The organism is Pseudescherichia sp. L3 (assembly GCF_024656065.1).
Taxonomy (GTDB): domain Bacteria; phylum Pseudomonadota; class Gammaproteobacteria; order Enterobacterales; family Enterobacteriaceae; genus Pseudescherichia.
In genome coordinates this window covers 1,165,511-1,190,901 of record NZ_JANKYC010000001.1, presented here as the reverse complement: position 1 = coordinate 1,190,901, position 25,391 = coordinate 1,165,511, and the positions used below count along the sequence as shown (strand labels likewise).

26 protein-coding genes and 3 pseudogenes are annotated in these 25,391 nt (G+C 53.2%); 4 read left to right on the top strand and 25 right to left on the bottom strand.

The features are described 5' to 3' along the window. Window positions 1–122 precede the first annotated feature (122 nt). Complete coding sequence (locus tag NR795_RS05830) at window positions 123–521, bottom strand: rhodanese-like domain-containing protein (protein ID WP_257757513.1); 399 nt, start codon at window positions 519–521, stop codon at window positions 123–125. A 67-nt stretch (window positions 522–588) separates the two neighbouring features. Between NR795_RS05830 and ftrA the strand changes: the two genes are divergently transcribed. Beyond that, window positions 589–1,575 (top strand): transcriptional regulator FtrA, encoded by a 987-nt coding sequence (gene ftrA, locus NR795_RS05825; RefSeq protein ID WP_257757512.1) that lies wholly within the window; start codon window positions 589–591, stop codon window positions 1,573–1,575. Window positions 1,576–1,801: 226 nt separating this feature from the next. Here ftrA and NR795_RS05820 read toward each other — a convergent pair whose 3' ends face one another. The 4 genes from NR795_RS05820 to NR795_RS05805 form a co-directional block, all read right to left on the bottom strand. After that, the gene (locus tag NR795_RS05820; RefSeq protein ID WP_144815936.1) at window positions 1,802–2,092 is read right to left on the bottom strand and encodes a hypothetical protein; all 291 of its coding nucleotides are present in this window, start codon (window positions 2,090–2,092) and stop codon (window positions 1,802–1,804) included. 177 nt (window positions 2,093–2,269) lie between these two features. Next, complete coding sequence (locus NR795_RS05815) at window positions 2,270–2,626, bottom strand: hypothetical protein (RefSeq protein ID WP_144815938.1); 357 nt, start codon at window positions 2,624–2,626, stop codon at window positions 2,270–2,272. 195 nt (window positions 2,627–2,821) lie between these two features. Further along, the gene (locus NR795_RS05810) at window positions 2,822–2,998 is read right to left on the bottom strand and encodes a hypothetical protein (RefSeq protein WP_165570675.1); all 177 of its coding nucleotides are present in this window, start codon (window positions 2,996–2,998) and stop codon (window positions 2,822–2,824) included. A gap of 244 nt (window positions 2,999–3,242) precedes the next feature. Continuing rightward, window positions 3,243–4,205 (bottom strand): LysR family transcriptional regulator, encoded by a 963-nt coding sequence (locus tag NR795_RS05805; RefSeq protein ID WP_257757510.1) that lies wholly within the window; start codon window positions 4,203–4,205, stop codon window positions 3,243–3,245. Between the two features lie 81 nt (window positions 4,206–4,286). On the opposite strand from NR795_RS05805, the gene NR795_RS05800 reads away from it, so the two are divergent. Then, window positions 4,287–5,240 (top strand): MBL fold metallo-hydrolase, encoded by a 954-nt coding sequence (locus tag NR795_RS05800; RefSeq protein ID WP_257757509.1) that lies wholly within the window; start codon window positions 4,287–4,289, stop codon window positions 5,238–5,240. A gap of 117 nt (window positions 5,241–5,357) precedes the next feature. On the opposite strand, the gene dcp is transcribed toward NR795_RS05800, so the two are convergent. Then, window positions 5,358–7,403, bottom strand: a complete 2,046-nt coding sequence (dcp, locus tag NR795_RS05795) for a peptidyl-dipeptidase Dcp (RefSeq protein WP_257757508.1) — start codon at window positions 7,401–7,403, stop codon at window positions 5,358–5,360. An 86-nt stretch (window positions 7,404–7,489) separates the two neighbouring features. Between dcp and ydfG the strand changes: the two genes are divergently transcribed. Together ydfG and NR795_RS05785 are read left to right on the top strand one after the other, a co-directional pair. After that, a complete protein-coding gene (ydfG, locus tag NR795_RS05790) occupies window positions 7,490–8,236 on the top strand; it encodes a bifunctional NADP-dependent 3-hydroxy acid dehydrogenase/3-hydroxypropionate dehydrogenase YdfG (RefSeq protein WP_257758271.1) in 747 nt (248 codons plus the stop codon). A gap of 90 nt (window positions 8,237–8,326) precedes the next feature. Further along, window positions 8,327–9,013 (top strand): GntR family transcriptional regulator, encoded by a 687-nt coding sequence (locus tag NR795_RS05785; RefSeq protein ID WP_144815945.1) that lies wholly within the window; start codon window positions 8,327–8,329, stop codon window positions 9,011–9,013. A gap of 123 nt (window positions 9,014–9,136) precedes the next feature. On the opposite strand, the gene NR795_RS05780 is transcribed toward NR795_RS05785, so the two are convergent. The 19 genes and pseudogenes from NR795_RS05780 to NR795_RS05690 all read right to left on the bottom strand — a co-directional run bounded on the left by NR795_RS05780 (window position 9,137) and on the right by NR795_RS05690 (window position 25,266). Continuing rightward, window positions 9,137–9,613, bottom strand: a complete 477-nt coding sequence (locus NR795_RS05780; RefSeq protein ID WP_144815946.1) for a hypothetical protein — start codon at window positions 9,611–9,613, stop codon at window positions 9,137–9,139. A 20-nt stretch (window positions 9,614–9,633) separates the two neighbouring features. Next, complete coding sequence (locus tag NR795_RS05775; RefSeq protein WP_144815948.1) at window positions 9,634–9,879, bottom strand: hypothetical protein; 246 nt, start codon at window positions 9,877–9,879, stop codon at window positions 9,634–9,636. A 53-nt stretch (window positions 9,880–9,932) separates the two neighbouring features. Beyond that, entirely contained in the window at window positions 9,933–10,322 is a 390-nt protein-coding gene (locus tag NR795_RS05770; RefSeq protein ID WP_257757506.1) for an immunity 50 family protein, read from the bottom strand. A 164-nt stretch (window positions 10,323–10,486) separates the two neighbouring features. Then, on the bottom strand, window positions 10,487–10,726 hold the full coding sequence (locus NR795_RS05765) for a hypothetical protein (RefSeq protein WP_257757505.1): 240 nt from the start codon (window positions 10,724–10,726) through the stop codon (window positions 10,487–10,489). Window positions 10,727–10,884: 158 nt separating this feature from the next. Then, window positions 10,885–11,393, bottom strand: a pseudogene (locus NR795_RS05760) (RHS domain-containing protein); the annotation flags it as partial. Window positions 11,394–11,487: 94 nt separating this feature from the next. Next, window positions 11,488–11,892, bottom strand: coding sequence for a hypothetical protein (locus tag NR795_RS05755; RefSeq protein WP_257757504.1), 405 nt, complete (start codon window positions 11,890–11,892; stop codon window positions 11,488–11,490). Then, window positions 11,889–12,284, bottom strand: coding sequence for a hypothetical protein (locus NR795_RS05750; RefSeq protein ID WP_257758302.1), 396 nt, complete (start codon window positions 12,282–12,284; stop codon window positions 11,889–11,891). Before NR795_RS05750 ends, NR795_RS05755 begins: the two co-directional genes overlap by 4 nt. Then, a pseudogene (locus NR795_RS05745) lies at window positions 12,264–12,820 on the bottom strand (RHS repeat-associated core domain-containing protein); the annotation flags it as partial. The pseudogene NR795_RS05745 and the gene NR795_RS05750, both read right to left, overlap by 21 nt. Window positions 12,821–12,966: 146 nt before the next feature. Then, entirely contained in the window at window positions 12,967–13,173 is a 207-nt protein-coding gene (locus NR795_RS05740) for a hypothetical protein (protein WP_257757503.1), read from the bottom strand. Between the two features lie 2 nt (window positions 13,174–13,175). Further along, the gene (locus tag NR795_RS05735; RefSeq protein ID WP_238084636.1) at window positions 13,176–13,565 is read right to left on the bottom strand and encodes a hypothetical protein; all 390 of its coding nucleotides are present in this window, start codon (window positions 13,563–13,565) and stop codon (window positions 13,176–13,178) included. A gap of 252 nt (window positions 13,566–13,817) precedes the next feature. Then, window positions 13,818–14,150, bottom strand: coding sequence for a hypothetical protein (locus NR795_RS05730; protein WP_257757502.1), 333 nt, complete (start codon window positions 14,148–14,150; stop codon window positions 13,818–13,820). 407 nt (window positions 14,151–14,557) lie between these two features. Then, window positions 14,558–15,100: pseudogene (locus NR795_RS05725) on the bottom strand (RHS repeat-associated core domain-containing protein); the annotation flags it as partial. Between the two features lie 348 nt (window positions 15,101–15,448). Continuing rightward, a complete protein-coding gene (locus NR795_RS05720; RefSeq protein WP_257757501.1) occupies window positions 15,449–19,828 on the bottom strand; it encodes a glycohydrolase toxin TNT-related protein in 4,380 nt (1,459 codons plus the stop codon). Beyond that, window positions 19,825–20,271: a DUF1795 domain-containing protein gene (locus NR795_RS05715; RefSeq protein WP_257757500.1), complete on the bottom strand. Its 447-nt coding sequence runs from the start codon at window positions 20,269–20,271 to the stop codon at window positions 19,825–19,827. The genes NR795_RS05720 and NR795_RS05715 overlap by 4 nt, the downstream gene beginning before the upstream one ends. Before the next feature lie 278 nt (window positions 20,272–20,549). After that, window positions 20,550–21,671 carry a hypothetical protein gene (locus tag NR795_RS05710; protein WP_257757499.1) on the bottom strand — a complete coding sequence of 374 codons (1,122 nt, stop codon included), beginning with the start codon at window positions 21,669–21,671 and terminating at the stop codon, window positions 20,550–20,552. Between the two features lie 91 nt (window positions 21,672–21,762). Continuing rightward, window positions 21,763–22,272: a hypothetical protein gene (locus NR795_RS05705; RefSeq protein WP_257757498.1), complete on the bottom strand. Its 510-nt coding sequence runs from the start codon at window positions 22,270–22,272 to the stop codon at window positions 21,763–21,765. A gap of 60 nt (window positions 22,273–22,332) precedes the next feature. After that, window positions 22,333–22,911 carry a hypothetical protein gene (locus NR795_RS05700; protein ID WP_257757497.1) on the bottom strand — a complete coding sequence of 193 codons (579 nt, stop codon included), beginning with the start codon at window positions 22,909–22,911 and terminating at the stop codon, window positions 22,333–22,335. Window positions 22,912–22,974: 63 nt separating this feature from the next. Continuing rightward, entirely contained in the window at window positions 22,975–23,313 is a 339-nt protein-coding gene (locus NR795_RS05695) for a hypothetical protein (protein WP_257757496.1), read from the bottom strand. A gap of 24 nt (window positions 23,314–23,337) precedes the next feature. Continuing rightward, window positions 23,338–25,266 carry a type VI secretion system Vgr family protein gene (locus tag NR795_RS05690; protein WP_257757495.1) on the bottom strand — a complete coding sequence of 643 codons (1,929 nt, stop codon included), beginning with the start codon at window positions 25,264–25,266 and terminating at the stop codon, window positions 23,338–23,340. Window positions 25,267–25,391: the final 125 nt, after the last annotated feature.

Below are 25,391 nucleotides of genomic sequence, written 5' to 3'. Positions count from 1 at the left end.
AGTTCATGATTTAAACGATTTAGCCTTCTGGACGGCTACATGTCTAAAAATATGTCACACTCCTCGCCGCGATGCAACCGAGAATAATTCACGTAACGTGAAAAATGCTCATGTTGCTAACGCTAATCACCGCTGGCGAAGGAGTAGCCCTCATCTTCCCAGCCGGTGATACCGCCTATCATGATCTTGACTGGCAGGCCCAGCTTCGCCAGTTTCAGCGCGGCACGATCGGCACCGTTGCAGTGTGGCCCGGCGCAGTAGACAACGAACAGCGTCCCAGTGGGCCACTCACGCATCTTCTCCTCGGTCATCTGACTATGCGGAAGGTGCACCGCGCCAGGCAGATGGCGTTTAGCAAAGGCCTCAGCGCTGCCAACCACGTGCAGCAAGGCGAAATCCTGCTGCTGGTGGGTTAACGCATGGTGGACATCGGCGCAGTCGGTTTCAACGCTCAGGCGCTGTTGAAAATGCGCAACGGCCTGCGCTGGGGAGGCAGCGAGAAATTCGCTTACGTAGCTCATGGTAGTTTCTCCTTGGTTGTGTTAACACTAAGCTAACCTAAACTTCATCGACCCACCGCCTACCGCTATGCCAGAAAACGCCAGGATAATGACAACCTTACCTTCCACCAGACCGCTGGTCGTGGTGGTTGCCTACGATGACCTCTGCACGTTTGAATTCGGCATCGCCGTGGAGATATTTGGCCTGCCGCGCCCTGAACTGGGGGAGAACTGGTACCGTTTTGCCGTGGCGTCGGTAGAGGAAGGTGAATTGCGTGCCACCGGGGGTGTCCGGCTGGTAGCCGACGGTGGCCTGGGGCTGCTGGCACAGGCCGATACCATCATTATCCCTGGCTGGCGCGGCGCGGATAGCCCGGTCCCGGAGGCGTTGTGTCAGGCACTGCGCGAGGCCAATGGGCGCGGCTGTCGAATGATGTCCATCTGTTCCGGGGTTTTTGTGCTGGCGGCCGCCGGACTGCTTAACGGCAAGCGTGCCACAACCCACTGGCGCTATACGCCTCTGCTGCGGGAGCGCTATCCCGCCATCGAGGTGCTTGATGACGCGCTCTACTATCATGAGGGGAGCGTGCTGACGTCGGCAGGCAGCGCGGCGGGTATCGATCTCTGCTTGCATCTGGTGCGCCTCGACTACGGCACCGACGTCGCCAATAACGTTGCCCGCCGGCTGGTCGTTCAGCCCCATCGCGACGGCTCGCAAAGTCAGCAGATCGTTCGGCCAGTCGCCAGATCGCGAGAGAGCCAGCGGCTTGGACAGGTGTTCGATTATCTTCACCGTCAGCTTGCCGCCACGCACTCGGTGGCCTCCCTTGCGAAGCTCGCTGGCATGAGTCCCCGCACCTTTTTGCGTCGTTTTGATGAGGCAACCGGAACCACGCCGGCACGCTGGATCCTACAGGAGCGTCTGGCGCGCGCCCGGACGCTGCTGGCTAACGCCGATCTCAGTATGGAGGAGGTGGCAGCCCAGGCAGGGTTTGCTACCGCCGCCTCGTTGCGCCATCATTTTCGCCAGCGTTTCGCCCTCTCCCCACGGGAGTATCGTAAAAATCAGGCATAAAAAAACCGCCAGTGATACTGGCGGTAAATGCTTGCATGGATAGATCTATTTTGTTCTGTACCTTATTCCGGGGTTCATTATTCGGAATAGCGGATCGGCACTATCATCGCACAGCGTTTCTTAACAAAGGTTAAACAGCACGGCATGTAGGCCCGGTAAGCGTGGCGCCACCGGGCGGAGAGATGTTAACCCCGCAACGCCGGGTGGCGGCTACGCCTTACCCGGCCTACCGGCTTTCCCGCCAGGCTTTAATCATCTCTTTAGTGACTTCATCTTTATAACAAACAGGTGAATAGCCCCCGGCCTTGCTCCAGGCGCTCCGCTTGCCGCATGAGCTGCCGTTGCGCGCTCGGTTAAATGGGCAAGCGCAGGTACCGGGATACTCGGCAATAGACTCTTTAATAATATTTTCTTTTATTTGGGCATCGGAAATAGCGGGACCTTTGGCGAGCGCAGTGCCGCCTGCAACAAAGGCTATGCCAGCCAGCAGGCTGACTAAGCGTCGAGTTTTAAACATAGAGGTTGCTCTGTAGACAAGAGAGCATCAACAATAAAACGGCATCAATTAACAAATATTGATTAATGACAAAAGATACATTCGCTTTATGAAAACAGGTAGGCCTGATAAGCGCAGCGCCATCAGGCAATGACACATTACCGGGTGAAAACTGCGCCTGGCCTGTTTTGGCGGACCCTACCCTTTTTGTACACCGGTATCGATCTTCAGATAGCGCATCAGACCCATAGTCGCGCTCTTTTTCGCTTCGTCGTTCACTGCGACCAGATAGTAGTCCGTCGCGACCGCATAAGGGGCTTTATCTGCTGGATAGACCGCGTACTTCAACACCAGCTTACCACCACGACGTTGACACTCCATATCCCAATGGCCCTGTTGTGCTGGCGAGATGCCGCACTTCCCCGGACCGTAGCTGTTGGAGAGATAGGAGTCGACGCGAGATTCAGCTTTCGTAATGTAAGCGGGTTTATTATTGTACATAAAACCGGTACACACCGCGCCAGCCACAATGAGGAGCGGTAACGATAACAGCATTTTTCTTTTCATTTTGACTACCTAATTTTCTCACAGAAACCACCGCGACTAGTATTAGTCCTAAAAAAGGAAAATGTAACTACCTTTATTAGCGGTTTAGGCAACATCTTATTCCATCAGGTCTATTAATAGGCCGTCTTTGTGACAATAGAGTGAATACCAGGGCAGCAAAAAGCCGCCCGTAGGCGGCTGTTCTTAGAGAGGCCTTGTACGATCGGGATCGTCAATATCGGGGTCATCGATATCAGGATCGTCGAAATCGGGATCGTCAGGGTCAATGGGGTCGATATCATCTGGCGGATAACGGTCGGGATCGTCCCGGTCCGGTCTGTCAGAAGGTAACGGGTCAAGAATATCGGGGCGTTCGGACATAGGACCTCCAGCACGATAAACGGCAGTAAAGGATGTTAGCGAAGCGCTATTTTTTATCCTGTTTTGGCTTTTTGGTGTCGGACCCAGACTTCTTGTCAGAATTTTTTTGCTGATCTTTTGAAACGTTCAGATTAACGCTTTTCATGGGTAACTCCAGGTAGGATGGCAGCTTTTGCTGCACCTGGAGTATAGGTAAGCTTTATCAATACCACCAGCGAGGCGGCAAGGCCTCAGCCGGGCCAGTTCAGGGTCTGACTCTGGACAATGCCTGCCCTGAAACTACGTTTTCATCTCTCATCACGCTGCGCAACTCTCCTTTAAGCCAGCTCAGAGGCATATCGTTATCACTACGCTTATGCCAAAGCAGCGAAAAAGCTATCTCTGGAGTTTCAACCGGAACAGGGCTGCAGCATAAACCGTAATGGGCAACCCAGTCGTCGGCCAGTCCGGCGGGAACGGTGGCTAGCGCGGGGATGCGCGACAGCAGCGGTGGCAAAGAGGAAAAGTGCGGCGTCACGTAGCGAATCGAACGTGCTTTTCCTAATGCCGATAGCCGGGTATCAATGGCGCTCCAGGCCGCCCCACGATAGGAAACCAGAACATGTTCATGCGCCACGTAATTTTCCAGCGTCAGCGGCACGGGGAGTGAAAGCTGTTCGGGGTGCCACAGCGTACAAAAGCTGTGTGACACCAGCTTCTCGCGCCGCAACGTGGCTGGCGTATTTTCACCAACCGAAATCGCAAGCTCTATCTCCCCTCGTGCAACGAGTTCCACATCCCGGAATGGGTCACTGGCAATGACCTTAATCGTTATGCCTGGCGCGTCGCGCATGATGCGGGCATACAATGCCGGCATCAGCCAGCGTTCAACCCAGTCGCTCATCCCCAGCCGTAAAACATGGGTCGCCTCTGAAGGCGTAAAAGATGCAGGCTGAAAAAGCACACTCTGCATCTGCTCCATCAACGGACCCAGCTCAGCGATCAGCGCTTCAGCGCGAGCGGTCGCCTCCATGCCCTGTGCCGTGCGCACAAATAGCGGATCGTTAAACATTGTCCGTAACCGGGACAGAGCCTGGCTCACTGCCGGCTGACCCAGATGAAGCTTTTGTGCGGCACGAGACACACTGCCTTCCCGCTTAAGAACTAACAGCACAGTCAGCAGATTAAGATCTACTCGATGAAAATCATTTTCCTTGATAGTGAACATCAGTTTAATCAATTTGAGTGATAACAGTGAAGTAAGGATAGTGCTGGCTACGTTCTGTTAATACTTTCTGGAAGGATTTTTATGAAAATTATTCTGATGCTGGTTGCTTCACTCATCATTTCAAGCCCGGCGCTGGCTGCAGAACAGGCCACAGCCTGGGATCAACAGGCTCCAGGTTACTACCGCATGATGCTGGGAAAATTGCGGATTACTGCTGTCTCCGACGGCACGGTTACTGTTCCCCTAAACACCTTACTGACCAATATTTCACCTGAAAAACTGCAACAGGCAATGGCCAGGGATGCCATGACACCGCAGGCTGAGACATCGATTAACGCCTACGTTATCGATGATGGCAAAAAGCGTATCTTAGTCGATACAGGTGCAGGAGAACTTTTCGGTCATAATGGCGGTCATCTGGTGACAAACCTTGCCGCAGCTGGTTATCCCGCAGAGTCGATCGATGTCGTTCTCCTGACACATATTCATGCCGATCATTCAGGTGGTGTCTCGCTTGCTGGAAAACCAGCGTTTCCAAAGGCTGAGGTCTATGTGGATAAGCGAGATGTCGATTTCTGGCTTAACCCGGCGAACGTCAGCAGGGTTGAGGCCAGCCAGGCGCATACCTTTGCAGAAAGTGAACATACCCTTCGGCCTGTCATCAGTGCGGGCCTGTTGAGAACGTTCATTGCGCCGGCAATGTTACCGGGAGGCATACAGGCTGAGTCAACGGCAGGCCACACGCCGGGCAGCGTACTTTATCGTGTAGAGAGTGAAGGCCAGACGCTGGTGCTATGGGGAGATATCATTCATGCCAAAGCGGTGCAAATGCCCGAGCCAGAGGTAGCAATCCACTTTGATGTCAACCAGAAGCAGGCTATCGCTACCAGGGGAAAAATATTAAAGCAGGCTGCAGATGAAGGCTATTGGGTTGCTGCAGCGCATATCGCCTTTCCTGGACTGGGTCACGTGCAGCATGAGGGTAAGGCCTACCGGTGGGTACCTGGGAATTACACAACCCAGCTCGGCCATTAAACTTTTAGCGCAACTAACCTGTTCCCTCTTATTCAAGGCATTTCGATCTAAGCGAGGATTTTAGGGAAGAAAAAAACCGGGCATCGCGCCCGGTTCTGTTTCCAGCCTGAATACGCTCTAGGCGCTCAACCCGCGATTCACCAGCATTGGTTCAATCTTCGGTTCGTGCCCGCGCCACGCGCGATAAAGTTCAGCTAAATCAGTGCTATTGCCACGGGACAAAATCGCCTCGCGGAATCTCTGCCCGTTTTCGCGGGTTAACCCGCCCTGCTCCACAAACCACTGGTAACCGTCGTCGGCCAGCATCTGCGTCCAGATATAGGCGTAGTAGCCTGCCGCATAGCCGCCCCCGAAGATATGGGCAAAATAGCTGCTGCGATAGCGCGGCGGCACGGCGGCAAGATCGAGATTTTCCTGCTTAAGCACCTCGACTTCAAAGGCAGCGACATCGCTGACGGCGGTACGCGATGCAAGGCTATGCCAGTTCATATCCAGCAGCGCGGCGCTCAATAGCTCCGTCATGTCATAACCTTTGTTAAATAACGCTGCCCGATGCATCTTCTCCTGCAGTGCCTTCGGCATAGGTTCGCCGGTTTGGTAGTGGCGAGCATAGCGGGCGAAAACATCGGGATGGCTGGCCCAGTGCTCGTTGATCTGCGACGGGAACTCGACAAAATCACGCGGCGTATTAGTGCCGGAAAGCGTAGCATAGCGCTGGGTGGCAAAAAGGCCGTGCAGGGTATGACCAAACTCATGGAATAGCGTAATGACATCATCCCATGAGATCAGCGCGGGTCCGCCTGCGGAAGGTTTCTGATAGTTGCAGACGTTATAGATAACCGGCCGGGTTCCCTGCAAGGTGGATTGCTCTACGAAGTTGCCCATCCATGCTCCGCCGCTTTTGCTGTCACGGGCGTAGAAGTCGCCGTAGAAGAGCGCCATCCCGGTGCCGTCCGCATCAACGATCTCCCAGACGCGGACGTCAGGATGGTAAACCGGCAGATCAAACCGCTCGACGAAGCTCAGCCCGAAGAGCTGGCTGGCGGTCCAGAACACCCCTTCAACCAGCACGGTGTTGAGGACAAAGTAGGGTTTGATCTGCGCGTCATCAAGGGCAAATTTCTCCCGGCGCACCTGCTCGGCATACCACGCCCAGTCCCAGGCCTCGGCCTGAAATCCGCCCTGCTGCTGGTCAATCACCCGCTGAATATCTGCCAGCTCTTGCTCGGCACGGGCGCGCGCTGCCGGAACGATATTGCGCATAAACGTCAGCGCGGCGGCAGGGTTTTGCGCCATCTGGTCAGCGGTTTTCCAGGCAGCATAGTCAGGGAATCCCAGCAGCGCGGCCTGTTCGGCGCGGATCTGGGCCAGACGCAGCACGATGGCGCGGGTATCGTTTTTATCGTCTTTTTCAGTACGCGACCAGCCTGCTTTAAAGAGCTGCTCCCGGGTATGGCGATCGCTCAGCCCCGCCAGTGCAGGCTGTTGGGTCGTGTTTAGCAGAGGGATAAGCCAGCGTCCTTCCAGGCCTCGCTCCTCGGCCGCCGCCCGCGCCTGTGCTTTTTCGCCGTCGCTCAGGCCATCAAGCTGCTGCTCGCTCTCGACGATTAACCCACCCGCCTTGCCTGCCGCCAGCAGGTGCTGGTTAAACTGGCTGGTAAGGGTTGCGGCTTCGGTATTGAGGCTTTTCAGTGCCTGCTTTTCGGCGCTGCCCAGGGTCGCCCCTGCCAGAATAAAGCGCTGGTGGATAACCTCCGTCAGGCGCAGGGATTCCGCATCAAGCCCCAGCACGTGCCGCTGCTGCCAAACGGCATCAATACGGGAGAAGAGCGCGCTATCCAGATAGATATCATTTGCCAGATCGGCTAGCTCTGCGGAGAAGGCCTCATCGAGCTGCTGAAGGTAGTCGTTGGTATGGGCAGAGGTCATAGCAAAAAAGAGGCTGGTGACCCGGTTAAGAAGCTGCCCGCTCTGCTCCAGCGCCAGAACGGTGTTATTAAAATCCGCTGGCGTTGTCGCCTGGGCGATGGCGCTAACCTCAGCGCGTTTTTGCCGTACGCCTTCATCAAAGGCCGGACGATAGTGGTTATCTTCAATTATATCGAAACGCGGCGCCAGGTAAGGCAGCGTGCTTTCGCTCAGTAAAGGATTCGTTAGCGACATTTCAACTCCTTAAACATTGTCGTTTACCCCAGGCTCTTAACCCATGCTATCGTAATAACACACAAAAAGCGTTGAGGAACAGAATGATGATTATTTTAGTCACCGGGGCAACGGCAGGGTTTGGCGAAAGCATCACCCGCCGTTTCGTTGAAAACGGTCATAAAGTGATTGCTACCGGCCGCCGCCAGGAACGTTTGCAGTCCCTGAAAGATGAGCTGGGCGATAGCGTTCTGACCCTGCAGCTGGACGTGCGCAAACGCGCCGCTATCGAACAGGCGCTGGACTCTCTCCCCGCTGCGTGGCGCGACATCGACGTGCTGGTCAACAACGCCGGTCTGGCACTGGGCCTGGAGCCTGCGCATAAGGCCAACGTCGAAGACTGGGAGACAATGATCGATACCAACAACAAGGGGCTAATCTACATGACCCGCGCCGTGCTGCCGGGGATGGTGGAGCGCAACCGTGGGCACATCATCAATATTGGCTCTACCGCAGGTAGCTGGCCCTACGCCGGTGGCAACGTCTACGGTGCGACCAAGGCCTTTGTACAGCAGTTCAGCCTCAACCTGCGTACCGATCTGCACGGTACGGCGGTGCGCGTGACCAACATTGAGCCGGGCCTGGTAGGCGGCACCGAGTTCTCCAACGTTCGCTTTAAAGGCGACGACGATAAAGCGGGCAAAACTTACGAAAACACTAACGCACTGAGCGCAGAGGATGTGTGCGAAGCCGTCTGGTGGGTCGCGACTCTGCCGAAGCACGTTAACATCAATACCCTTGAGATGATGCCGGTTAGCCAGACGTGGGCTGGCCTAAGCGTGCATCGTAGCTGATATTTCCCTCCCGGCCTGCGGGCCGGGTATGGGATGCAGATCAAATAGATGGTATGGTAGGCGGGTCACTATTCTATTAAGTAAGAGCGCATGGCCGTCGAAACCCACCTTAATCCTGTATTGCCTGTTAATCAGCAAATTTACCGTATCCTGCGCCAGGATATCGTACATTGTCTGATCCCCCCCGGCACGCCGCTGTCGGAGAAAGAGGTATCGGTGCGGTTTGACGTCTCGCGCCAGCCGGTTCGTGAGGCTTTTATCAAACTGGCTGAGAATGGACTGATTCAGATCCGTCCCCAGCGCGGCAGCTACGTCAATAAAATCTCCATGACTCAGGTTCGCAACGGTTGCTTTGTGCGTCAGGCTATTGAGTGCGCCGTCGCCCGCCGGGCCGCAACGCTGATCACCGACAGCCAGCGTTATCAGCTGGAGCAGAACCTCCACCAGCAGCGGATCGCTATCGACCATAAGCAACTGGATGATTTCTTCCAGCTTGACGATGAGTTTCATCAGAAGCTGGCGCAGATTGCCGACTGCCAGCTGGCGTGGGATACGGTAGAGAACATCAAGGCGACCATTGACCGGGTGCGCTATATGAGCCTCGATCACGTCTCCCCGCCGGAGAAGCTGCTGCGTCAGCATCAGGATATCTTTGATGCGCTGGCGAAGCATGACGTAGAGGGCGTAGATAAGGCGATGACCGCACATCTTGAAGAGATTGGCGAGACGGTACAGCTGATCCGCCAGGAGAACAGCGACTGGTTTAGCGAGGAGTAAGCGGAGATCGGGACGTAGTGGGCCGGATGAGAGCGGTTACTGGCTGTGTCCCTGCGGCTCGCCCAGCAGGCCTTAGGTGTTCCTTGTGTACTGGTGCCGTTCGTCGCTGGCTAGCTATTAGCGTTAGTCATTCCAGCTTATATACAGGCCGCAATTAAAATCATTTTTATTCGACTGTACAGCAATCTCACCCCAAGAATATTCAAAAACCACACCGTAGGGTGGCTGGGATATATCGTGCTTTGATACAAAATGAAGGGTACTTTCCAAAAAAGCCTTTACTCTCGCCTCTTCTCTTAAGAGTAAGTCTACATTCGCCCTTAGCTCCCAATCATGCAAGGAAGCATAAAACTCCGTTCCTTTTTCAACCATAAATATCTTTTTTTCGAACTGTTCCATCGCTGGCCAAAATTCTAAAGAATACTCTCTCCCAAGCCATGAGACGCTTTCCACGTAGTAACCATAATGACCGAACTCTTTTATATCGTCATTTTCTCTGTAAAAGCAACTCCCAACAAACTGCTCCCGAGACTGCAAATTAATCGAATAGTTATCAATGGTAACACTGCCATCACGTTCATTTAAAATCATCTTTTTCATAAATAAATAACCTTATTAAATCATTGCCAATAGCTCAGTAAATTCATCCATATTTTCTCTTCGCCTTCAATTACTACGCTATAATCGTTGAACTTCCGTCTATACTCTAAGAAAAGTAGTTGAATAGGTCTGATGGTTACGGTCCTATTCCTTCTCGATCCATCGACAAGCTCTTTTAACTCCTGCAAATAAAATTCATCTTTTACTCTAGCTGTAAAATAGTCATCTAGAAAATCTAAAACCTCATCGTAGGATTCAATATCCACTCTCGCCCTCTTACTGAATTCTAACCCGCCTGGGAATAGCGTAATTTTACTTTTTAGTCCCACCGCTCGTCAAGGTACGGAGTAATGCTTTCGATTGTGACAAACTTTGACTTGCAATTTATATATAATTGATTGCTACATATTTTTATTTCACTGTGACTTTCGCTGGAAGATATTTCTGGCGAGCAAATAAAACCTATCCCATTGCCTTTCACATCCAGTTCTATTATACCTCCAAATGTGATTACTAAACTAAGGGCATTGAACTTGCTCTTACTCCATTTTTCCGGGTAAGATGAAGGGATATTTCTGCTATAAAATTGAAATGTCACATCTGAAAAACGTTCAAATGAAAAACTACTGACTTCAACAGACTGAAGACTTAACTCCCCACCAAACATGAACTCTATTTTTTCTTTCCCTAAGGCATTATCAAACCACATATAAAACCCTCAAAGTTACCATATCCATGAGTCCTGACGTACTACGTGCATCCAGCTATTGGGGTGATCTTACCTTGAAATGAGCCTCAGCGCCATGACCAGGGGTAGCTTTAGGATGTCCCAAACATAAAACCAGTACGCCCCTCCGGTTTATAAAAAATCAATTAGCTTTCCAGATGATCAACTAAGAGATTGATTTTTGCATGCTCTACGTCAGTGAAGTCACCATGAGCCATGTAACCACAAAAACTTCTATATAAAATTCTTAACTCATTTTCCGATGTGTTTTCATCCTTTAATATCTTTTGTGCTGTTTTATAAAACTCTTTACCCTGTAGTTTATTTTCTCGATCAGAACAAGATATAATATCAGTCAATAACTCTATGGCTTTTGTTCTATTCATGGCCGCCTCAAAAATTCACCTTGTCTGTTCTAATAACCATCTAGTCTGATGATTCATTAACATTAACTATACAATAAAGTCCGGTTTACATGCCACTTCCCTGTGGCTCGCCCCTCTAGGGTTGCGCTACACGCATCAGATGTGTTCCTGACAAATTTGTCCCGATCCAAGGATTGGCCCTGCATGCACAGGTTCTGGGCATACGGCAGCTGTGCGTCACGCTCATGCAGCAGTTTACCCCACGCGCTGTTCTGCCCCTTCCAGCATACCTTGCCTTCCGCATCCGTGAGCCGCTCCGGCGTGCCGTTAGGCTGGTTATGGAACCAGTAGATGTCCGGGGTATTCACGCCGTCAATACGGGCCAGCGGCTCGTGGCTGTGCTGGTCGCTGTAGACGTAGGTCAGCGGCACCTCATTCTGGATCTCCTGCAGCAGCCGGGCCCCCTCCCAGATAAACCGGGTGGTCACCTCCCTGCCGTGCGGCTGCCCTGCCAGCGTCCGCGGCAGGTCTTGCTGATACGCCTGCCGAGCGGATCGTAGCAGAAGCTGACCGCCACCTGCGGCCAGGTGCGGTCGCGCGGCCGGCTGGAGACCTCGCCAGGAGGTGCTCCCCGTTGTAGCGATAGTGCGGTCCGGCCGTCGTTCTTTTCCACCGTGCGGGTATGGATGCCGTTGAGCTAAGTTAAATCATTAAAATTTACTACTTTCGCAAAATCCCATTCTTAAAATACTTAATGCGTTAATATTAAAATTAAATACTTACTAGTCATCGTCTATACTCGGAACAGACGATGTAATACCTAATACATCTCTAGCAAATTGCATTTCTTCGTTCGTTTTTTTTCTTAGCTTAAGGATTACTAACCCTAGTAATATTTCTTTGTTAATGTCAGAGTAGAATTTCAATTGATAACCTTGACTTCGGACATTTACAACACAAACACTTTTTTCATTAAAACTATCCAAAGCTACAATTAGCTCATTAAGCCCAGGAATATCTAAGCCTGTGCTCATGGCATTGTGCTTATGAACTTGCATTATTCGCAACTCATTTTTCTTATCTACCAAAAATGATGCGCATTGCATTTTATCTCTATCTTGAATAACCCACCCCAACTCAGATGGAGTAAAGCGTTCAATAAAATTATGTAAACTTTCATTAATCATGGTAAAAACACCTCAACATCACCACTTCGAATTCCTTTGAGCAAAACCTCACGTTCCATCCATTCATCAAACGAATACTCCCATGACCAAGTATCCCCTGCTTTTGGCGCACCAACTTTAACTCTTAGTATAACTCCATCAGGTCCTGCAAACCCTCTGGCTACGTCCGGATTGTCAGTCCATGATGTAAAAGGACTAATGCTAGAGGCGCCACCGAAGTTATGTTGTTCTGGAGTGAGTGATGAATGTATATCTCCAGGCATAACTTTACCGTTTAAAGCTTTTTCCCATTCGGGATGTTCTCTATGCACCCCACGATAATTATAGTGACCAGATTCAGCATTCGGTAAATGTTTGTCTGGTTTACATGGCGACAACGCCCACGGATCCACCCACCCCAGCGGATTCGGCGCATACTGGTAGAGGTTCAGCCCTCCCGCCAGCCCTATCGGATCCTGCTGGGTAAACCTGCCGCAGTCCGGGTCATAGTACCGGAACAGATTATAGTGAAGTCCGGTTTACTCGCCACTTCCCTGTGGCTCGCCCCTCCGGGGTTGCGCTACACGCATTCAAATTTGTTCCTGACAAATTTGTCACGGTCCAGGTACTGGCCCTGCATCCGCAGGTTCTGGGCATACGGCAGCTGTGCGTCCCGCTCATGCAGCAGTTTGCCCCACGCGCTGTTCTGTGCCTCCTGGCACACCTTGCCTTCCGCATCCGTCAGGCGCTCCGGCGTGCCGTTGGGCTGGTTATGGAACCAGTAGATGTCCGGGGTATTCACGCCGTCAATACGGGCCAGCGGCTCGTGGCTGTGCTGATCGCTGTAAACGTAGGTCAGCGGCACCGCATCCCGGATCTCCTGCAGCAGCCGGAACCCCTCCCAGATAAACCGGGTGGTCACCTCCCTGCCGTGCGGCTGCCCTGCCAGTTTCGCGTGTCACGTGACCGAGGGCGTCATACTCCCAACAGAGCTCCTGCTCCGCCTCGCGGCTTCAGGCGATCTCCGTCAGGACGAGGTGCACAGCTGGCGCTATATTTTGTTTAAAATATGAAAATTTCTTCCGGCTTATGCTTTTAACAAAAATAGAAATATATTTTTCTGATTAACTCCCCATCAATATCATCTATAGGCTCTATCGATAATTTATTAAAGTCTGCTAAAATCCCTTTCACGGGCACATCATCCATCATCAGAAATTCTTTAAACTTCCCTCTATCCCCCTCAGGAATATACTTATTGATTAGATACATTAAATCATTAATAAGTTCGTCGTGACTCATTTTTACTCCGGTAAAATTGTTATATCGTCAAAGTTAATAGTCGTGCCCTTTTCCATTGGCAGTAATTGCAGAGCACCACCCTTTCCATACTCTGGATAAGAACTAGTAAATAGCTCTAATCCCGGACCTTCCCCACCGTTGGCCATAGGGACTTTAACTTGTGGAATACCATTATTATAAAGTTGTAAGGTATCAAAATCTCCTAGTAATCTAGCATCACTCCATGATTTTGGATTTCCTTTTTCATAAAATATCTGATAGGCATCCCTGGCTTCGTGCCCCGTTTTATATTTTGTATACCCAAAATAACTTAACGGAGCCGATTTTGAGCTTATTGCTTCAGCTGCATACCTGTCAGTGCTATTCATATAGCGATAAGCTGTTGAAGGCATTGTAGAACCTGGACCATCAGGACCCACATAAAAATCAGGCTTTTTCTTACATAACCCCCACGGATCCACCCACCCCAGCGGGTTCGGGTTATAGTGGTAGAGGTTTATTTCCCTCTGTCAACCTTGTAGGTTCTGCACACAGATACTGCATTGTTCCGCAATGCATAGTAACGGAACCAGTTGTAGTATAGCCCTGATTCCTTATCTTCGTACTAACCTGCTAAATGCAACCGACAGGGTGATGCATTTTCATTATTCTACATCTTCTATTTTATATTCATCTTTTCCAGCCCATCGAATAACTTTATAAATGCCGAAATCAACTCCACGATCCTTATAATATGCTATTACTTCTGAGGGGTACCAGCCGTAACCAAATGAAAATAATGCGTTCGCGGAAATTAGCTTTTTGATTTTATTAATTTTATCCTCTTCATCTAAAATTTGAACTGAAAAAGAATCAGTATGGCATACAAAACCCATTTCTTTTACTTTCTCAACAGATGCATCTCCAGAGATAATAACCTCAATGATTTTTGATGTAATATCAGTAACAATGATTGAATTATCAGGAATTTTATTCATTTTACATTCACCTTTAATATGGATGAGGTAGAGCTTGGTATTGAGTTAATAACCATTTCTGGAGCTCCTCCAGGTAAATGATTCCCTGGGCCTAAAAAATATCGATTACCTTCGAGAGGACTCCGTGGATTCATCTCAGAGATTCCTTCAACCCTTCGAATATTAAAACTTTCAGATAATGAATTAGGTTTCAAACCCATATCACGTTCTATTTTATTAACTAGAGACTTTGAAATAGTTAATTCACTATTATGAGCATTGCCAAAATATTTTAAAGCTCCGTTTTTATCTGTAACGAATGTACCGCCTCTGCCAATTGAGGGATATTCATCCCAACTTTTAGGACTTATATTATATCCCACATCATTCCGTAGCATTTGCAATTGACGGGTTCTTGCATTATCAATTTTACATAACCCCCACGGATCCACCCACCCCAGCGGGTTTGGCGCATACTGGTAGAGGTTCAGCCCTCCCGCCAGCCCTATGGGATCCTGCTGCGTGAACCTGCCGCAGTCCGGGTCGTAGTACCGGAACAGATTATAGTGAAGTCCCGTCTCACGGTCCAGGTACTGGCCCTGCATCCGCAGATTCTGGGCATACGGCAGCTGTGCGTCCCGCTCGTGCAGCAGTTTGCCCCACGCGCTGTTCTGTGCCTCCTGGCATACCTTGCCTTCCGCATCCGTGAGCCGCTCCGGCGTGCCGTTGGGCTGGTTATGGAACCAGTAAATATCCGGGGTATTCACGCCGTCAATACGGGCCAGCGGCTCGTGGCTGTGCTGATCGCTGTAAACATAGGTCAGCGGCACCGCATTCCGGATCTCCTGCAGCAGCCGGGCCCCCTCCCAGACAAACCGGGTGGTGACCTCCCTGCCGTGCGGCTGCCCTGCCAGCGTCCGGCGGCAGGTCTTGCTGATGCGGCGGCCCAGCGGATCGTAGCGGAAACTGACCGCCACCTACGGCCCCTATAGCTATCAAATACTAAATAATACTTAAAATAAGCAAACCGAATAAAACTTTGTATTTTAAATAAATCATATCATAATTTTAAAACTATTTAATCTCCCCAGTAGCTATCGTTTTTATCAGCTTATATATATAGCAACACGCATCATCTTCATTCATAAAAGACTCTAGACCAGTACGACACCCCCTCTCAGAATAATAAACCAACCATTTATTTCCTTCATAATCCAAGCATAGTTTTTCATTGGGTAGCCCACCATCTAAGCAGTATAATGATTTTGATACACCTTCTTCCTCAAGAATTTTTTTTAGATCATACGTCTTCATGATTATTAAAGCCTCTCTAATGAGCCATTTTTTATCAGAGCAATAACTTTATCAGGCAATTCATACTGAATCCCGCGCCCCTCGTAGCCAAACCATGGAGCGACCTCGCCAGCATCTACAGTTATTTTTCTCTTAACTTCATATACAGTATATGGTTGTTTGTCTGTGCCAGGCTTTAATGCCCTGGCTCTATAAGGAACTCCTTCTGGCGATACAAACGTCCCATACTCGTGACCATATCGATCAATTTTCTCACCGGGGAGTAGTGTATATTTACTCGATACGCCATAGAACCCTCTGTTCGGTGGCCACTCGTTTAAAGCAGAAATGTTGGATGAGTGCCTGGCGCGCTTACTAGCCTCAATATTTTTTAATACTGTATTTCTGTCAAATTGGTTACATCTGCTCAACCCCCACGGATCCACCCACCCCAGCGGATTCGGTGCATACTGGTAGAGGTTCAGCCCTCCCGCCAGCCCTATGGGATCCTGCTGCGTGAACCTGCCGCAGTCCGGGTCGTAGTACCGGAACAGATTATAGTGAAGTCCCGTCTCACGGTCCAGGTACTGGCCCTGCATCCGCAGGTTCTGGGCATACGGCAGCTGTGCGTCCCGCTCGTGCAGCAGTTTGCCCCACGCGCTGTTCTGTGCCTCCTGACACACCTGCCCCTCTGCATCCGTGAGGCATTCCGGCGTGCCGTTGGGCTGGTTATGAAACCAGTAAATATCCGGGGTATTCACGCCGTCAATACGGGCCAGCGGCTCGTGGCTGTGCTGATCGCTGTAAACATAGGTCAGCGGCACCGCATCCCGGATCTCCTGCAGCAGCCGGGCCCCCTCCCAGACAAACCGGGTGGTCACCTCCCTGCCGTGCGGCTGCCCTGCCAGCGTCCGGCGGCAGGTCTTGCTGATGCGCCTGCCGAGCGGATCGTAGCGGAAGCTGACCGCCACCTGCGGCCGGGTGCGGTCGCGCGGCCGGCTGGTGACCTCCGCCAGGCGGTGCTCCCCGTCGTAGCGGTAGTGCCAGCAGGTCTGACCGTCGTCCTTTTCCACGGTGCGGCCATGAACGTCGTAGCGCCAGCGGATGCCGTTGAGCTGCGTCAAGCGGTTGTGGGTTATCTTCTCCCCGGATTGCTCTGTCGGGTTGCCCGCCGCATCCCACCGCCACTGCTCCCGGCCCGGCAGCGTGCCGTCCTGTGACAGCAACCGTCCGGCGCTGTCGTACTGCCAGTGATACCAGCTGAACGGATCGTCGTCGCGCTCCTCGCGCACCGGGTTGTTGCGGTAGTCGTAATCCCAGCGGCGGGACCAGCGGCGCGGGGCCGGGCGCTGCGCGCTGCCGGTAAAGACGTCCCGGCGGTGCAGGCGGCCCGGGCGGTCATACTCGCTGCGGGTGGTGAGCGGGCCCTGGGTGCGGCTGACCTCCCGGTGCAGTTCGTCGCGGGTGAAGTCCGTCACCGGCAGGCCGTCAAGGGCGATACCCAGCAGGTGGCCGCTGCCGTAGTAATGCTGCTTCAGCGTGCGCCCGTCCGGCAGCCGGAGTGCTGTGCAGTTGCCGGTTGCGTCATACTCCCGGGCCAGTTCGCCGTGCTCACCTGTTTCGCGTGTGATGCGGCCCAGGGCGTCGTACTCCAGGCAGAGCTCCTGCTCCGCCTCACGGCTCCAGGCGTTCTCCCCCAGGGCAGGATGCAGGGTGATGCGGCTCAGCAGCCCGCCCCTGGTGTAGTGCCGGCGGGTCTGGCCTTCGGGCGTGGTGTGGGTTAACAGCTGCCCGGCCGGGCTCCAGGCGAAGGTGTGGGTGATGGCGTCCGGATGCCCGGCGGCCTGGGTGCGGGACACGGTGCGCCCGCAGGCATCGTAACCGTAGCGGGTGACAACCCCGTCCGGCCCGGCTTCCTCCAGCAGCAGCGAGTCTGCCCCCGGGCGGAACCGGTACGTCTCCCCGTTCTCATTCTCCAGCGCGGTAAGGCGTCCCCGGCTGTCCCAGGTGCGGCGTACCGTCCCGCCCAGCGGGTCCGTGGTGGAAATAAGCCGCCCGGCCTCATCGTAAGCAAAGGTGCGGCGTTTACCGTCGGCCCCCTCGTGCGCCAGCGGCAGGCCCTGTTTACTCCAGATGAGGCGCGCCTGCCAGCCCTCCGCCCGCGCCAGCAGCACCGGGCGGCCTGCCGGGTCATAACCCCGGCGGGTCTCCTCCCCGTCCGCCGTGATTTCTGCGCTGAGCCAGCCCCGGGGATGCCAGCGGTAGCGGGTCACCCGCCCGGCACAGTCCGTGGCGCGGATGAGCTGCCCGGCGTCGTTATACTCCATGCGGCGGCTGTTCCCGGCGGTATCCACCTCCTCCACCACCCGGCCGTATTCATCGCGATGAAACAGCGTGCTCTGCCCCAGGGCGTCGACGATACGCGCCAGGCCGTGGTGCGCATCGTAGTAAAAGCGCGTGGTTGTCCCGTCCGGCTCCGTGACGGCCACCGGCAGGGCGCGGTGCCCCAGCCACTGCGTGGCCCGCATGTTGCCGTCCGCGTCGGTCTCCTGCACCCGGTTGCCGCTGTCGTCATACACGAACGTGACGGCATGCCCGGCGGGGTCGGTGCGGCGCACCAGCTGCTCGTGTTCGTTCCAGTCGTACCGCCAGCTTTCACCCCGCTCATCGACAAAGCGGGTGATGAGCTGCTGCTCGCTCCAGTAGTGACGGCACGTGTGCCCGTCATACCGGGTCACGGTGGTCAGCCCGGCCGCCAGGTCATAGGCGATGCGGCAGCCGTCGCCGGTGCTGGTCCGGGTCTCCACCACCCGCCAGTGGTCGGCGTGCTGCCAGCGGTACTCGCTCTCCGGCCCGCCCGCCAGGCGGTGCCAGACCATCAGGCCGTGGTCGTTGTAGCGGTACTCCCGCGTGGTCACGCCCGCGGCGTCGGTGGCAGCAGCCAGCTGACCGCGCGCGTCGTAGCGCCAGCGCATCAGCGGCCACGTTTTATCCCCGCCGGAGTGGGTGGCGGCGGTGACCCGCTGCGGGAAGCGCTCATCCTCATAGTGCAGCGTGACGTCGATGGCCCGGGGTTCGTCATGGATACTGACCAGGCGGCCCTGCGCATCCCACTCCGTTTCCAGGGCGTTGCCGTACTCATCGCTGAGCGAGGCCAGCCGGAGCAGGCCGGGGTCAGTACGCACAGGCTTAAACAGCCGCCAGACGGCCCCGTCCTCATCCGCAATCGCCACGTCGCCGTGCGCATTGCGGCGGACCATCACCCCCTCGCTGATGCTGTACAGCGCCTGGTCGACCGCAGGGAGGGTAAAGCGCAGCTCACGCCCGGTCTCATCCCGCCAGGTCACCTCGTTTCCATGCAGTATGAGACAGCTGTCATAGGCGGTGGCCCAGCCCTGACCAAACAGCCCTTCGCGGGTGTTCAGGCTGTTGTAGCTGCGCTGCCAGCGCAGGGGAAAGCAGCCCGGCAGGGAGAAGTCGAGTTCACTCTCGTCATTGAGCACCTTCACCCCGGTGGCGGCATGCACCGGGTGCGGGGAGGCGAAGAGCGCGTTAACGGCCATATCTGCCAGCATGCCGCCCCCGGCCGCCGCCAGCGCACAGGGCATGTTTTTCAGCATGGTGCCGGGGCGACCGCGGATGAGCGACAGGGCCACCATCGCCAGGGTCAGCCCCGGCACCTTACCGCTTTTAATATCCCGCACCCGCAGCGTTCCGCCGCCGATAATCACATCCGGCGACGCCCCCGACACGGTGCCGCCGCAGGTGGTGCGGTCCCCGGTGCGCACCGCGGGCTGGCCGTTGATAAACACGCTGTCAGACCCCTCCGCCAGATACCGGGGGCCTGCATGTCTGTCACACAGCACCCGGTCCTCTTCCCGCGGCGTGGTGCCCGGGTCGGCGGAGGCCACGGTGGGCTGCCACATCTCCCTGCCCGTCTGCCCGGCGGCAGCGAGCAGCATCCCGCCGTAATCGGCGAAGCTGTCCGGGGACTGCGGCTCCGGCCCGGGCATATCCGCCGGGGTGAGCCAGCCCGCCGCCCGCGCCGCCGGCAGGCCGTTGATAATCACATCCGGCGAGCCGGTAACGATGTTACCCGCCGGCGACGGCGGAAAGAGCATGTCCCCCAGCCCCGCCGCCGCCTGCGTGATGTCGTCCGTGACACCGGCCAGGTTCGCCAGGACGCCGCCGATGATGCCGCTTAACACGCAGCCGGAGCCGATGGCCGCCACCCCTGCGGCCGCCGCGCCGGTACCCAGCAGCGGGGCGGCCACGGTGGCGGCGGCTGCGACGGCCGAGCCGGCGACGGCATACGCCACGCCCTCTGCCATAATGCCGGTGATATCGGCGAAGACGGCGGAGTGAATAATCTCATCGCCCTGACGGGCCGCGTGGTTGTCGCTCATGATTCAGACGTCCGGGTGCTATTCAGCGTCAGAGTCTGTTTCAGGGCGTCCCAGCGCTCGCCATCTTCGTCAGTGAACGGACGCAGCGCAGAGAGGGTAAAAATCATCAGGACGGGTTTATCCGGCACCTGGACGGCGAGCTGCCGCTGCCACAGGCGCTGCCCGCTACGCTCAAATGTGTTTTCGACTTCTGTCGCAGGGATATTACTATCCGCCCCTGCGGTTACGCGCTGAAAGTCACTCTGGGTAATCTCTTCCATTTGCGTACGCAGCACATCCCACTGCCGGTGAAACTCTTTTTCGGCATCGCTGCCTTCAGGAATAGTGCCCCGGCTGACCACCACGGATAAACCGCTTTCGTCATCGCAAAGAACAGTCATGCTGGTGTCCCGCCATGCGGCAGGAAAAAGGGAAAACGTCCCTTCCTGAAAGGTGTATTTCATAATTTGGTTTTGCTCCTGCGCTAATAATAAAATCCGTCTTATTTAATGCCGGGCATGTCAGAGCGAGACGCTTATTACTACAACAGTTAATAACAAACGATTAGCGTTTCAATAAACGCTTCAATTGATAAAAAATGCACCTGTACTTTACCCGCTGAGTTTCCCCGCGTTTTACCTTAAAATGCTATCGCTTTTTATTATTCATTCACCCCCTAAATGGTTTGTGCCATTACTGGGGGGCTAATATCGATGCTTTTATTAATAAGCTTTATGAGAGGTTAGAGTTTTCCCGCCTGAGATTGCCGAGTTAAAACATATTTATCTGGCGCGTAATAATCCCCGTTCACTGGCGCTTTAATAAGATGCCACTTCATTTTCACTGCATCAAGCTCAAGTGTCGCGCGGCCATTCTTACCCCCAAATGAGGAATCAAATTTAATCTCTGCCTTCCCATTCTTGACTAAACCATGAATGTTATTCTCTTCATCCCCGGGGCAGTCAATGCGATTTCCGGCTTGCGTGATATAGCAATAGGTTCCGGTCAAGACATTTCCCGTCTGATTTAATGATAAATTCAACGTAGATTGCCCTACATCTTCCCCCTCCCAACGACCGGTAAAATTGCTTTCAGCATTTGCCTTTATCTCTTTTGACCAGATACCCTTATCGTTGAGAATGATCTTATTATTGCTGATAACGGTCAGGCTATCATCAACTTTACTCAGCATATAGGCCACCTGCCCGTTCTTGAACTCATAGATGATAATTGGACATGAAGCGGAATCGCACCTCGCCCTTGATGCCTTACCGGTAAGAGTTAACTCTGCACCATCTTTTTTGCGCTTGCCATAATAGGTCGCATCGTTACACTGGCCATCGGGTTGGCACTGGGTAGTCACTTTGATGATAAATTTATCTGTAGTGAAGTACTCTATTTCAAATCCTTTTCCGCGTTTTTCCTCTGCCAAAGTGAAGCTCATACCTTTGAAGCGTGCAGCCCACTCATTGATAGCAGGATGAACATTATGAAGCTCATCATCATTCGTTTTGTAATGAATGAGTTGTGCATCTGGCGTGACCCACCCTGCATAGACTTTACCATTCGGGTAAATAACGAAAGCGGAGGCATTTTCAAGATAGAGATCGTTCAGCCAACCCTCGACAAAAAGCCCACCGTCCGGCGTCTGATGAGGCTCACCAAAAACGTCAAAATTTTCGATAAAGGCGTTATAGTCCTCACCTAGCGTGTGCTTGAGTTGAGACTGGATCTCTTTATCACTCAAGGAAGCTGATACCTGCTGAAGCTGACTGTATTTTGTGAGATCGATTGAGCTTAATGCCGCCAGCGGCATAAACAGTAAAGTTGAGAAGAGCGGGAGCAGAGCATACTTCTTAAACATAACTACACCTTCCATGCGTTTTTGAACTGATTTATTCTATCAGTCCGGGGTTGCATTTCTACCCACCTTTAATGGCAACGCATTACTGCTTTTAATCACCTGCAATCACCACCCTGGCCAGACAATCAGGATCTTTTACCGTAAAGCTGAAACTGATTTTTTGCCCATTGATATCCGCAGGCGTACTAAAGCTGGTAACCTCATTTTCCGAGCGACCACGAGGATAGTCCGTCATGCTTAAATCATGATAATGTCCTTTAATGGTTGCAGGCGTAATACATTGATTTGAAGGAGAAAAAACCAAGAGAGGCGGTATACCTGGACGATTTTTACTTAAGCGTAATTCAATGGCAGAAATTAGCAGGCCATCCGCAAGCTTGACAGGCTCAGCCGTATAAAAATTCATATACTCAGTTTCGTTAGATAATCTGAATGTCAACAATGAGCCATCCAAATTGTCAATAGATAGGCTTTTTATAGCCGAGCTTGCAGCTGGAATAAACTGCCAAATATTTTGCGGCTGCCCTCTTTCCTCTGCCATTCCCGTGCAGGGCAATAGAGCGATGGCTAAGCCTATTTTGAACCCAAGGATAGTTTTCACCCAACCTCCTTCGTTATAATTTTTTACACGCCGCGTGAGAATCATGCTGAGACGACACAATCACTCTGAATCATTATCATAATTCATTGTTATTTTTAGGACTTTATTATTTTTGATTTGAAAAGAAAGCACTTTCGCTCCAACCGCGTACGAGATCCACTCTTCCCCATCATCATGTTGAGCTTGCCCCGTACCATATAATTTTCGCAAATCATCAACGCTTGCGCCAACATGGATTCCTCGAGGGGTAGCAATATCTGGTGCCGTTACGGTAATCTGGGCGACAATGTAATCATCGACACTTCTTTCGGCCTTATCCCACCAAAGATTAGCACTATAGAGTTCTACACCAGGCTTTTTATGCTGATAAAATTTATAGTTTGTACCATCAAATGGAACCTCACCCACAAAGTTTCCGGCATCTTCTACTCCTGTCTCACGGGCAAGGTGATTGTCCCACCGGTCACCCAATGTGACGGAATGATTATTTATCATTACAGAAAAATCACTTTTGGTTAAGGTATTACTCGAAGGTGCCTCGATGGGCTGTGTAGCCTGGCCTGCGATCGCAACGTTGGGCAGACAGAAGACCATTGAAAACAGAAAAAGATAATTAAATGCGTTTTTAGATTTTCTCACACTGCGTGTCCTTTAAATTCCATCATTCAACGTAAACCGCACAGTTTAAGCCTGTGCTTAATGTTATTGGCAGCTTGCTATTTTTCGACCATTTTTGACAATTAATAATACCTTGGTGTAATGATCGGCTGATACCTGATGCATCAGACTCCCCTCCAGCTTTGCGCATCCGCGAACCGTTACCGGACCCTGGTATGAAAACAACTGCATCGACTTGACCTTCTGTTCAGGTTGGTTGTCAGGATCGTCATCATCTGTACCTGCCGATGGTAACACGCTAACCGGTTCTGCCAGTTCTTTGTTTTCTCCATGCCATTGGCCAGCGAAGCTAACTTCTGCTATAGCAGGCAAGCTAAAAGCACTTTCTAAAACTAGAAAAATCAAAGAGTTGATCTTTTTCAAACTACCACCTTAAAGCAGCACACCTTAACTCCCCTTTCCCGACCTAAATTTCGCCTGTACCGCTGCCTCGATATCACGTTTATGTCCTGCGCCCGGGGCGGTGGTTCCTGGCTGTGTTCCGGATACATTGAGGTGTATTTTGCTGCCGGTGGTGATGTACCCTTCCCCCTCAACAAAGAGATTAAACTCTTTGCCGATCAGGTTAATCTGACCGTTGGCGTTCAGCTCAATAGCACTCTCTCCGGATACCAGACGCAGCTTCGTACCCGAAGCAATAACATACTGCTCAACGGCAGCATCCAGCTTGCCTTTACCGGTCAGGATCTCGGTTTCCCCTTTCACTGCCTGAGTCTGATTAGCCTCAACGCGGTGCAGTTCGTTTTTGCGCACGTAGTGGCTGCGTGCGCCGTTAACGCTGTGTGTCTCATCGTTTTTGACATGGGTGTCCATATTGCGCTCGGCCTGGATCCACACCTGCTCCTCTCCCGCCCTGTCTTCAAAGCGCAGAACGTTGGCGTTATTCGGCGAGCCATCCTTGGTGCGGCTCATGAATCCCATCTGTGTCGCAGCTGCCGGGAGTGTCCACGGGGGCATGCTCGCCTCGTTGTACACCCTCCCGGTGACTAATGGCCGGTCCGGATCGCCGTTAATAAAATCCACGACCACCTCATCGCCCACGCGCGGGATCTGCACCCCGCCATAGCCCTGACCTGCCCACGCGCTGGAGACACGCACCCAGCACGAGCTGGTATCATCCCCCTTCGCCAGCCGGTCCCAGTGGAACTTTACCTTCACCCGGCCGTATCTGTCCGTCCAGATGCTCTCGCCCTCTGATCCCACCACCTTTGCGGTCTGCGGGCCATAGGTACGCGGCCACGGGGTGGTCTGTGCCGGGCGGAACACCACCGACGACGGGATGACCGTAAACACGGTAGAGTGAACGGTGTCATCTTCAGATCCGCTGGCGTAACGGTTCTCCACAAACTCATAGAGTGCGGAGGTGGTCAGGTACTCGCCGTTGTCGCTGAAGAACGGCGCATCGCTCAGGGTGAAGGTATTACCCGGTGCAATACCCATGGCCGTGGCGGTGGCATTTATTTGCCGGTGCTCCACCTGCCATCGCTCCTGGCGGATGCGGGCATAAAACTCGCCGTGCCCCTGCTCAACAAAGCGCCCCGGCCAGTCATAGACATCGATGCTCCCCGGCTGCGGCGAGGTCGGGTTCTGCTGCGCCTGGAGCATCCATGCGTTCGGCTTGCGGAAGTCGTAGTCGTCCAGGCTGTAGAGCCCCGGCGTCACGCTGTCTTCCAGTGCCCATTTGCCGATACCCTCTTCGTCCGTGCTGCCGCCCGACGGCGTCACATGGTAGGGGATAATTTCATAGCCGCTGAAAGGTTGATGCTGCACGGCTGCATCCGTCAGCACCAGCGTGTGCCTGTCCACCTCGTGGCGGAAATGGTAAGCAATGCCCTCCAGCTCCATCAGGCGGCTAATAAACGCGAAGCTGCTCTCCTGATACTGTACGCAGTAGTCCCACACCCGGTAGCTGCCGGTGAGTCTGTTTTCCACGCTGACATGAAACTCGCCCAGCAGGGTGGCGACGATGTGCGGCACCGTCTGGCTCTGGAAAATACGCAGGTTGCGGTCACGCTTCATCGGCCACAGATCTGGCTCGACGGTCAACTCGTACTCCGCGTAGCGCGTGCCGGCCAGCTCTACCGCACTCACGCCAGCCTTAGTGATTTTGCCGTTGATGTAGCGCGGCGACAGCGGGTTCTGCGTCGGGAGGGTGATAGTCACCGGCTGGCCCAGCAGCATGCTGCGATCCAGCCGGGCATCGGTGCCGAGCACGGTCAGCTTTAGGGCGAACGACTCAGACATCGCCTCACGGCCAGTGAGTTTCCAGAAAAGCAGCCCCTCAACGGGAAGCTGAACGGTTATTCGGTTGTGCAAAATTCTTGATCCGTTTAAGCAAAATAAAGCGGATATATACCCTGACCGCCTGACTGGCTGCACCGGCAGGATGTAAGCAGATTATTCCTTTCAGAAGCAAGCCAAAGGCCAAAAGAGGGGGTTGA

What these genes read in the sequence shown, in the direction of transcription:
- NR795_RS05820 (WP_144815936.1), bottom strand. Translation starts at nt 2,092, where the DNA reads ATGTTTAAAACTCGACGCTTAGTCAGCCTGCTGGCTGGCATAGCCTTT.
- NR795_RS05770 (WP_257757506.1), bottom strand. Translation starts at nt 10,322, where the DNA reads ATGTGGTTTGATAATGCCTTAGGGAAAGAAAAAATAGAGTTCATGTTT.
- NR795_RS05780 (WP_144815946.1), bottom strand. Translation starts at nt 9,613, where the DNA reads ATGAAAAAGATGATTTTAAATGAACGTGATGGCAGTGTTACCATTGAT.
- NR795_RS05755 (WP_257757504.1), bottom strand. Translation starts at nt 11,892, where the DNA reads ATGATTAATGAAAGTTTACATAATTTTATTGAACGCTTTACTCCATCT.
- NR795_RS05830 (WP_257757513.1), bottom strand. Translation starts at nt 521, where the DNA reads ATGAGCTACGTAAGCGAATTTCTCGCTGCCTCCCCAGCGCAGGCCGTT.
- NR795_RS05720 (WP_257757501.1), bottom strand. Translation starts at nt 19,828, where the DNA reads ATGAGCGACAACCACGCGGCCCGTCAGGGCGATGAGATTATTCACTCC.
- NR795_RS05810 (WP_165570675.1), bottom strand. Translation starts at nt 2,998, where the DNA reads ATGTCCGAACGCCCCGATATTCTTGACCCGTTACCTTCTGACAGACCG.
- NR795_RS05735 (WP_238084636.1), bottom strand. Translation starts at nt 13,565, where the DNA reads ATGCCTTCAACAGCTTATCGCTATATGAATAGCACTGACAGGTATGCA.
- NR795_RS05805 (WP_257757510.1), bottom strand. Translation starts at nt 4,205, where the DNA reads ATGTTCACTATCAAGGAAAATGATTTTCATCGAGTAGATCTTAATCTG.
- NR795_RS05800 (WP_257757509.1), top strand. Translation starts at nt 4,287, where the DNA reads ATGAAAATTATTCTGATGCTGGTTGCTTCACTCATCATTTCAAGCCCG.
- NR795_RS05710 (WP_257757499.1), bottom strand. Translation starts at nt 21,671, where the DNA reads ATGTTTAAGAAGTATGCTCTGCTCCCGCTCTTCTCAACTTTACTGTTT.
- NR795_RS05785 (WP_144815945.1), top strand. Translation starts at nt 8,327, where the DNA reads ATGGCCGTCGAAACCCACCTTAATCCTGTATTGCCTGTTAATCAGCAA.
- NR795_RS05730 (WP_257757502.1), bottom strand. Translation starts at nt 14,150, where the DNA reads ATGAATAAAATTCCTGATAATTCAATCATTGTTACTGATATTACATCA.
- NR795_RS05715 (WP_257757500.1), bottom strand. Translation starts at nt 20,271, where the DNA reads ATGAAATACACCTTTCAGGAAGGGACGTTTTCCCTTTTTCCTGCCGCA.
- NR795_RS05765 (WP_257757505.1), bottom strand. Translation starts at nt 10,726, where the DNA reads ATGAATAGAACAAAAGCCATAGAGTTATTGACTGATATTATATCTTGT.
- dcp (WP_257757508.1), bottom strand. Translation starts at nt 7,403, where the DNA reads ATGTCGCTAACGAATCCTTTACTGAGCGAAAGCACGCTGCCTTACCTG.
- NR795_RS05815 (WP_144815938.1), bottom strand. Translation starts at nt 2,626, where the DNA reads ATGCTGTTATCGTTACCGCTCCTCATTGTGGCTGGCGCGGTGTGTACC.
- NR795_RS05740 (WP_257757503.1), bottom strand. Translation starts at nt 13,173, where the DNA reads ATGAGTCACGACGAACTTATTAATGATTTAATGTATCTAATCAATAAG.
- ydfG (WP_257758271.1), top strand. Translation starts at nt 7,490, where the DNA reads ATGATTATTTTAGTCACCGGGGCAACGGCAGGGTTTGGCGAAAGCATC.
- ftrA (WP_257757512.1), top strand. Translation starts at nt 589, where the DNA reads ATGCCAGAAAACGCCAGGATAATGACAACCTTACCTTCCACCAGACCG.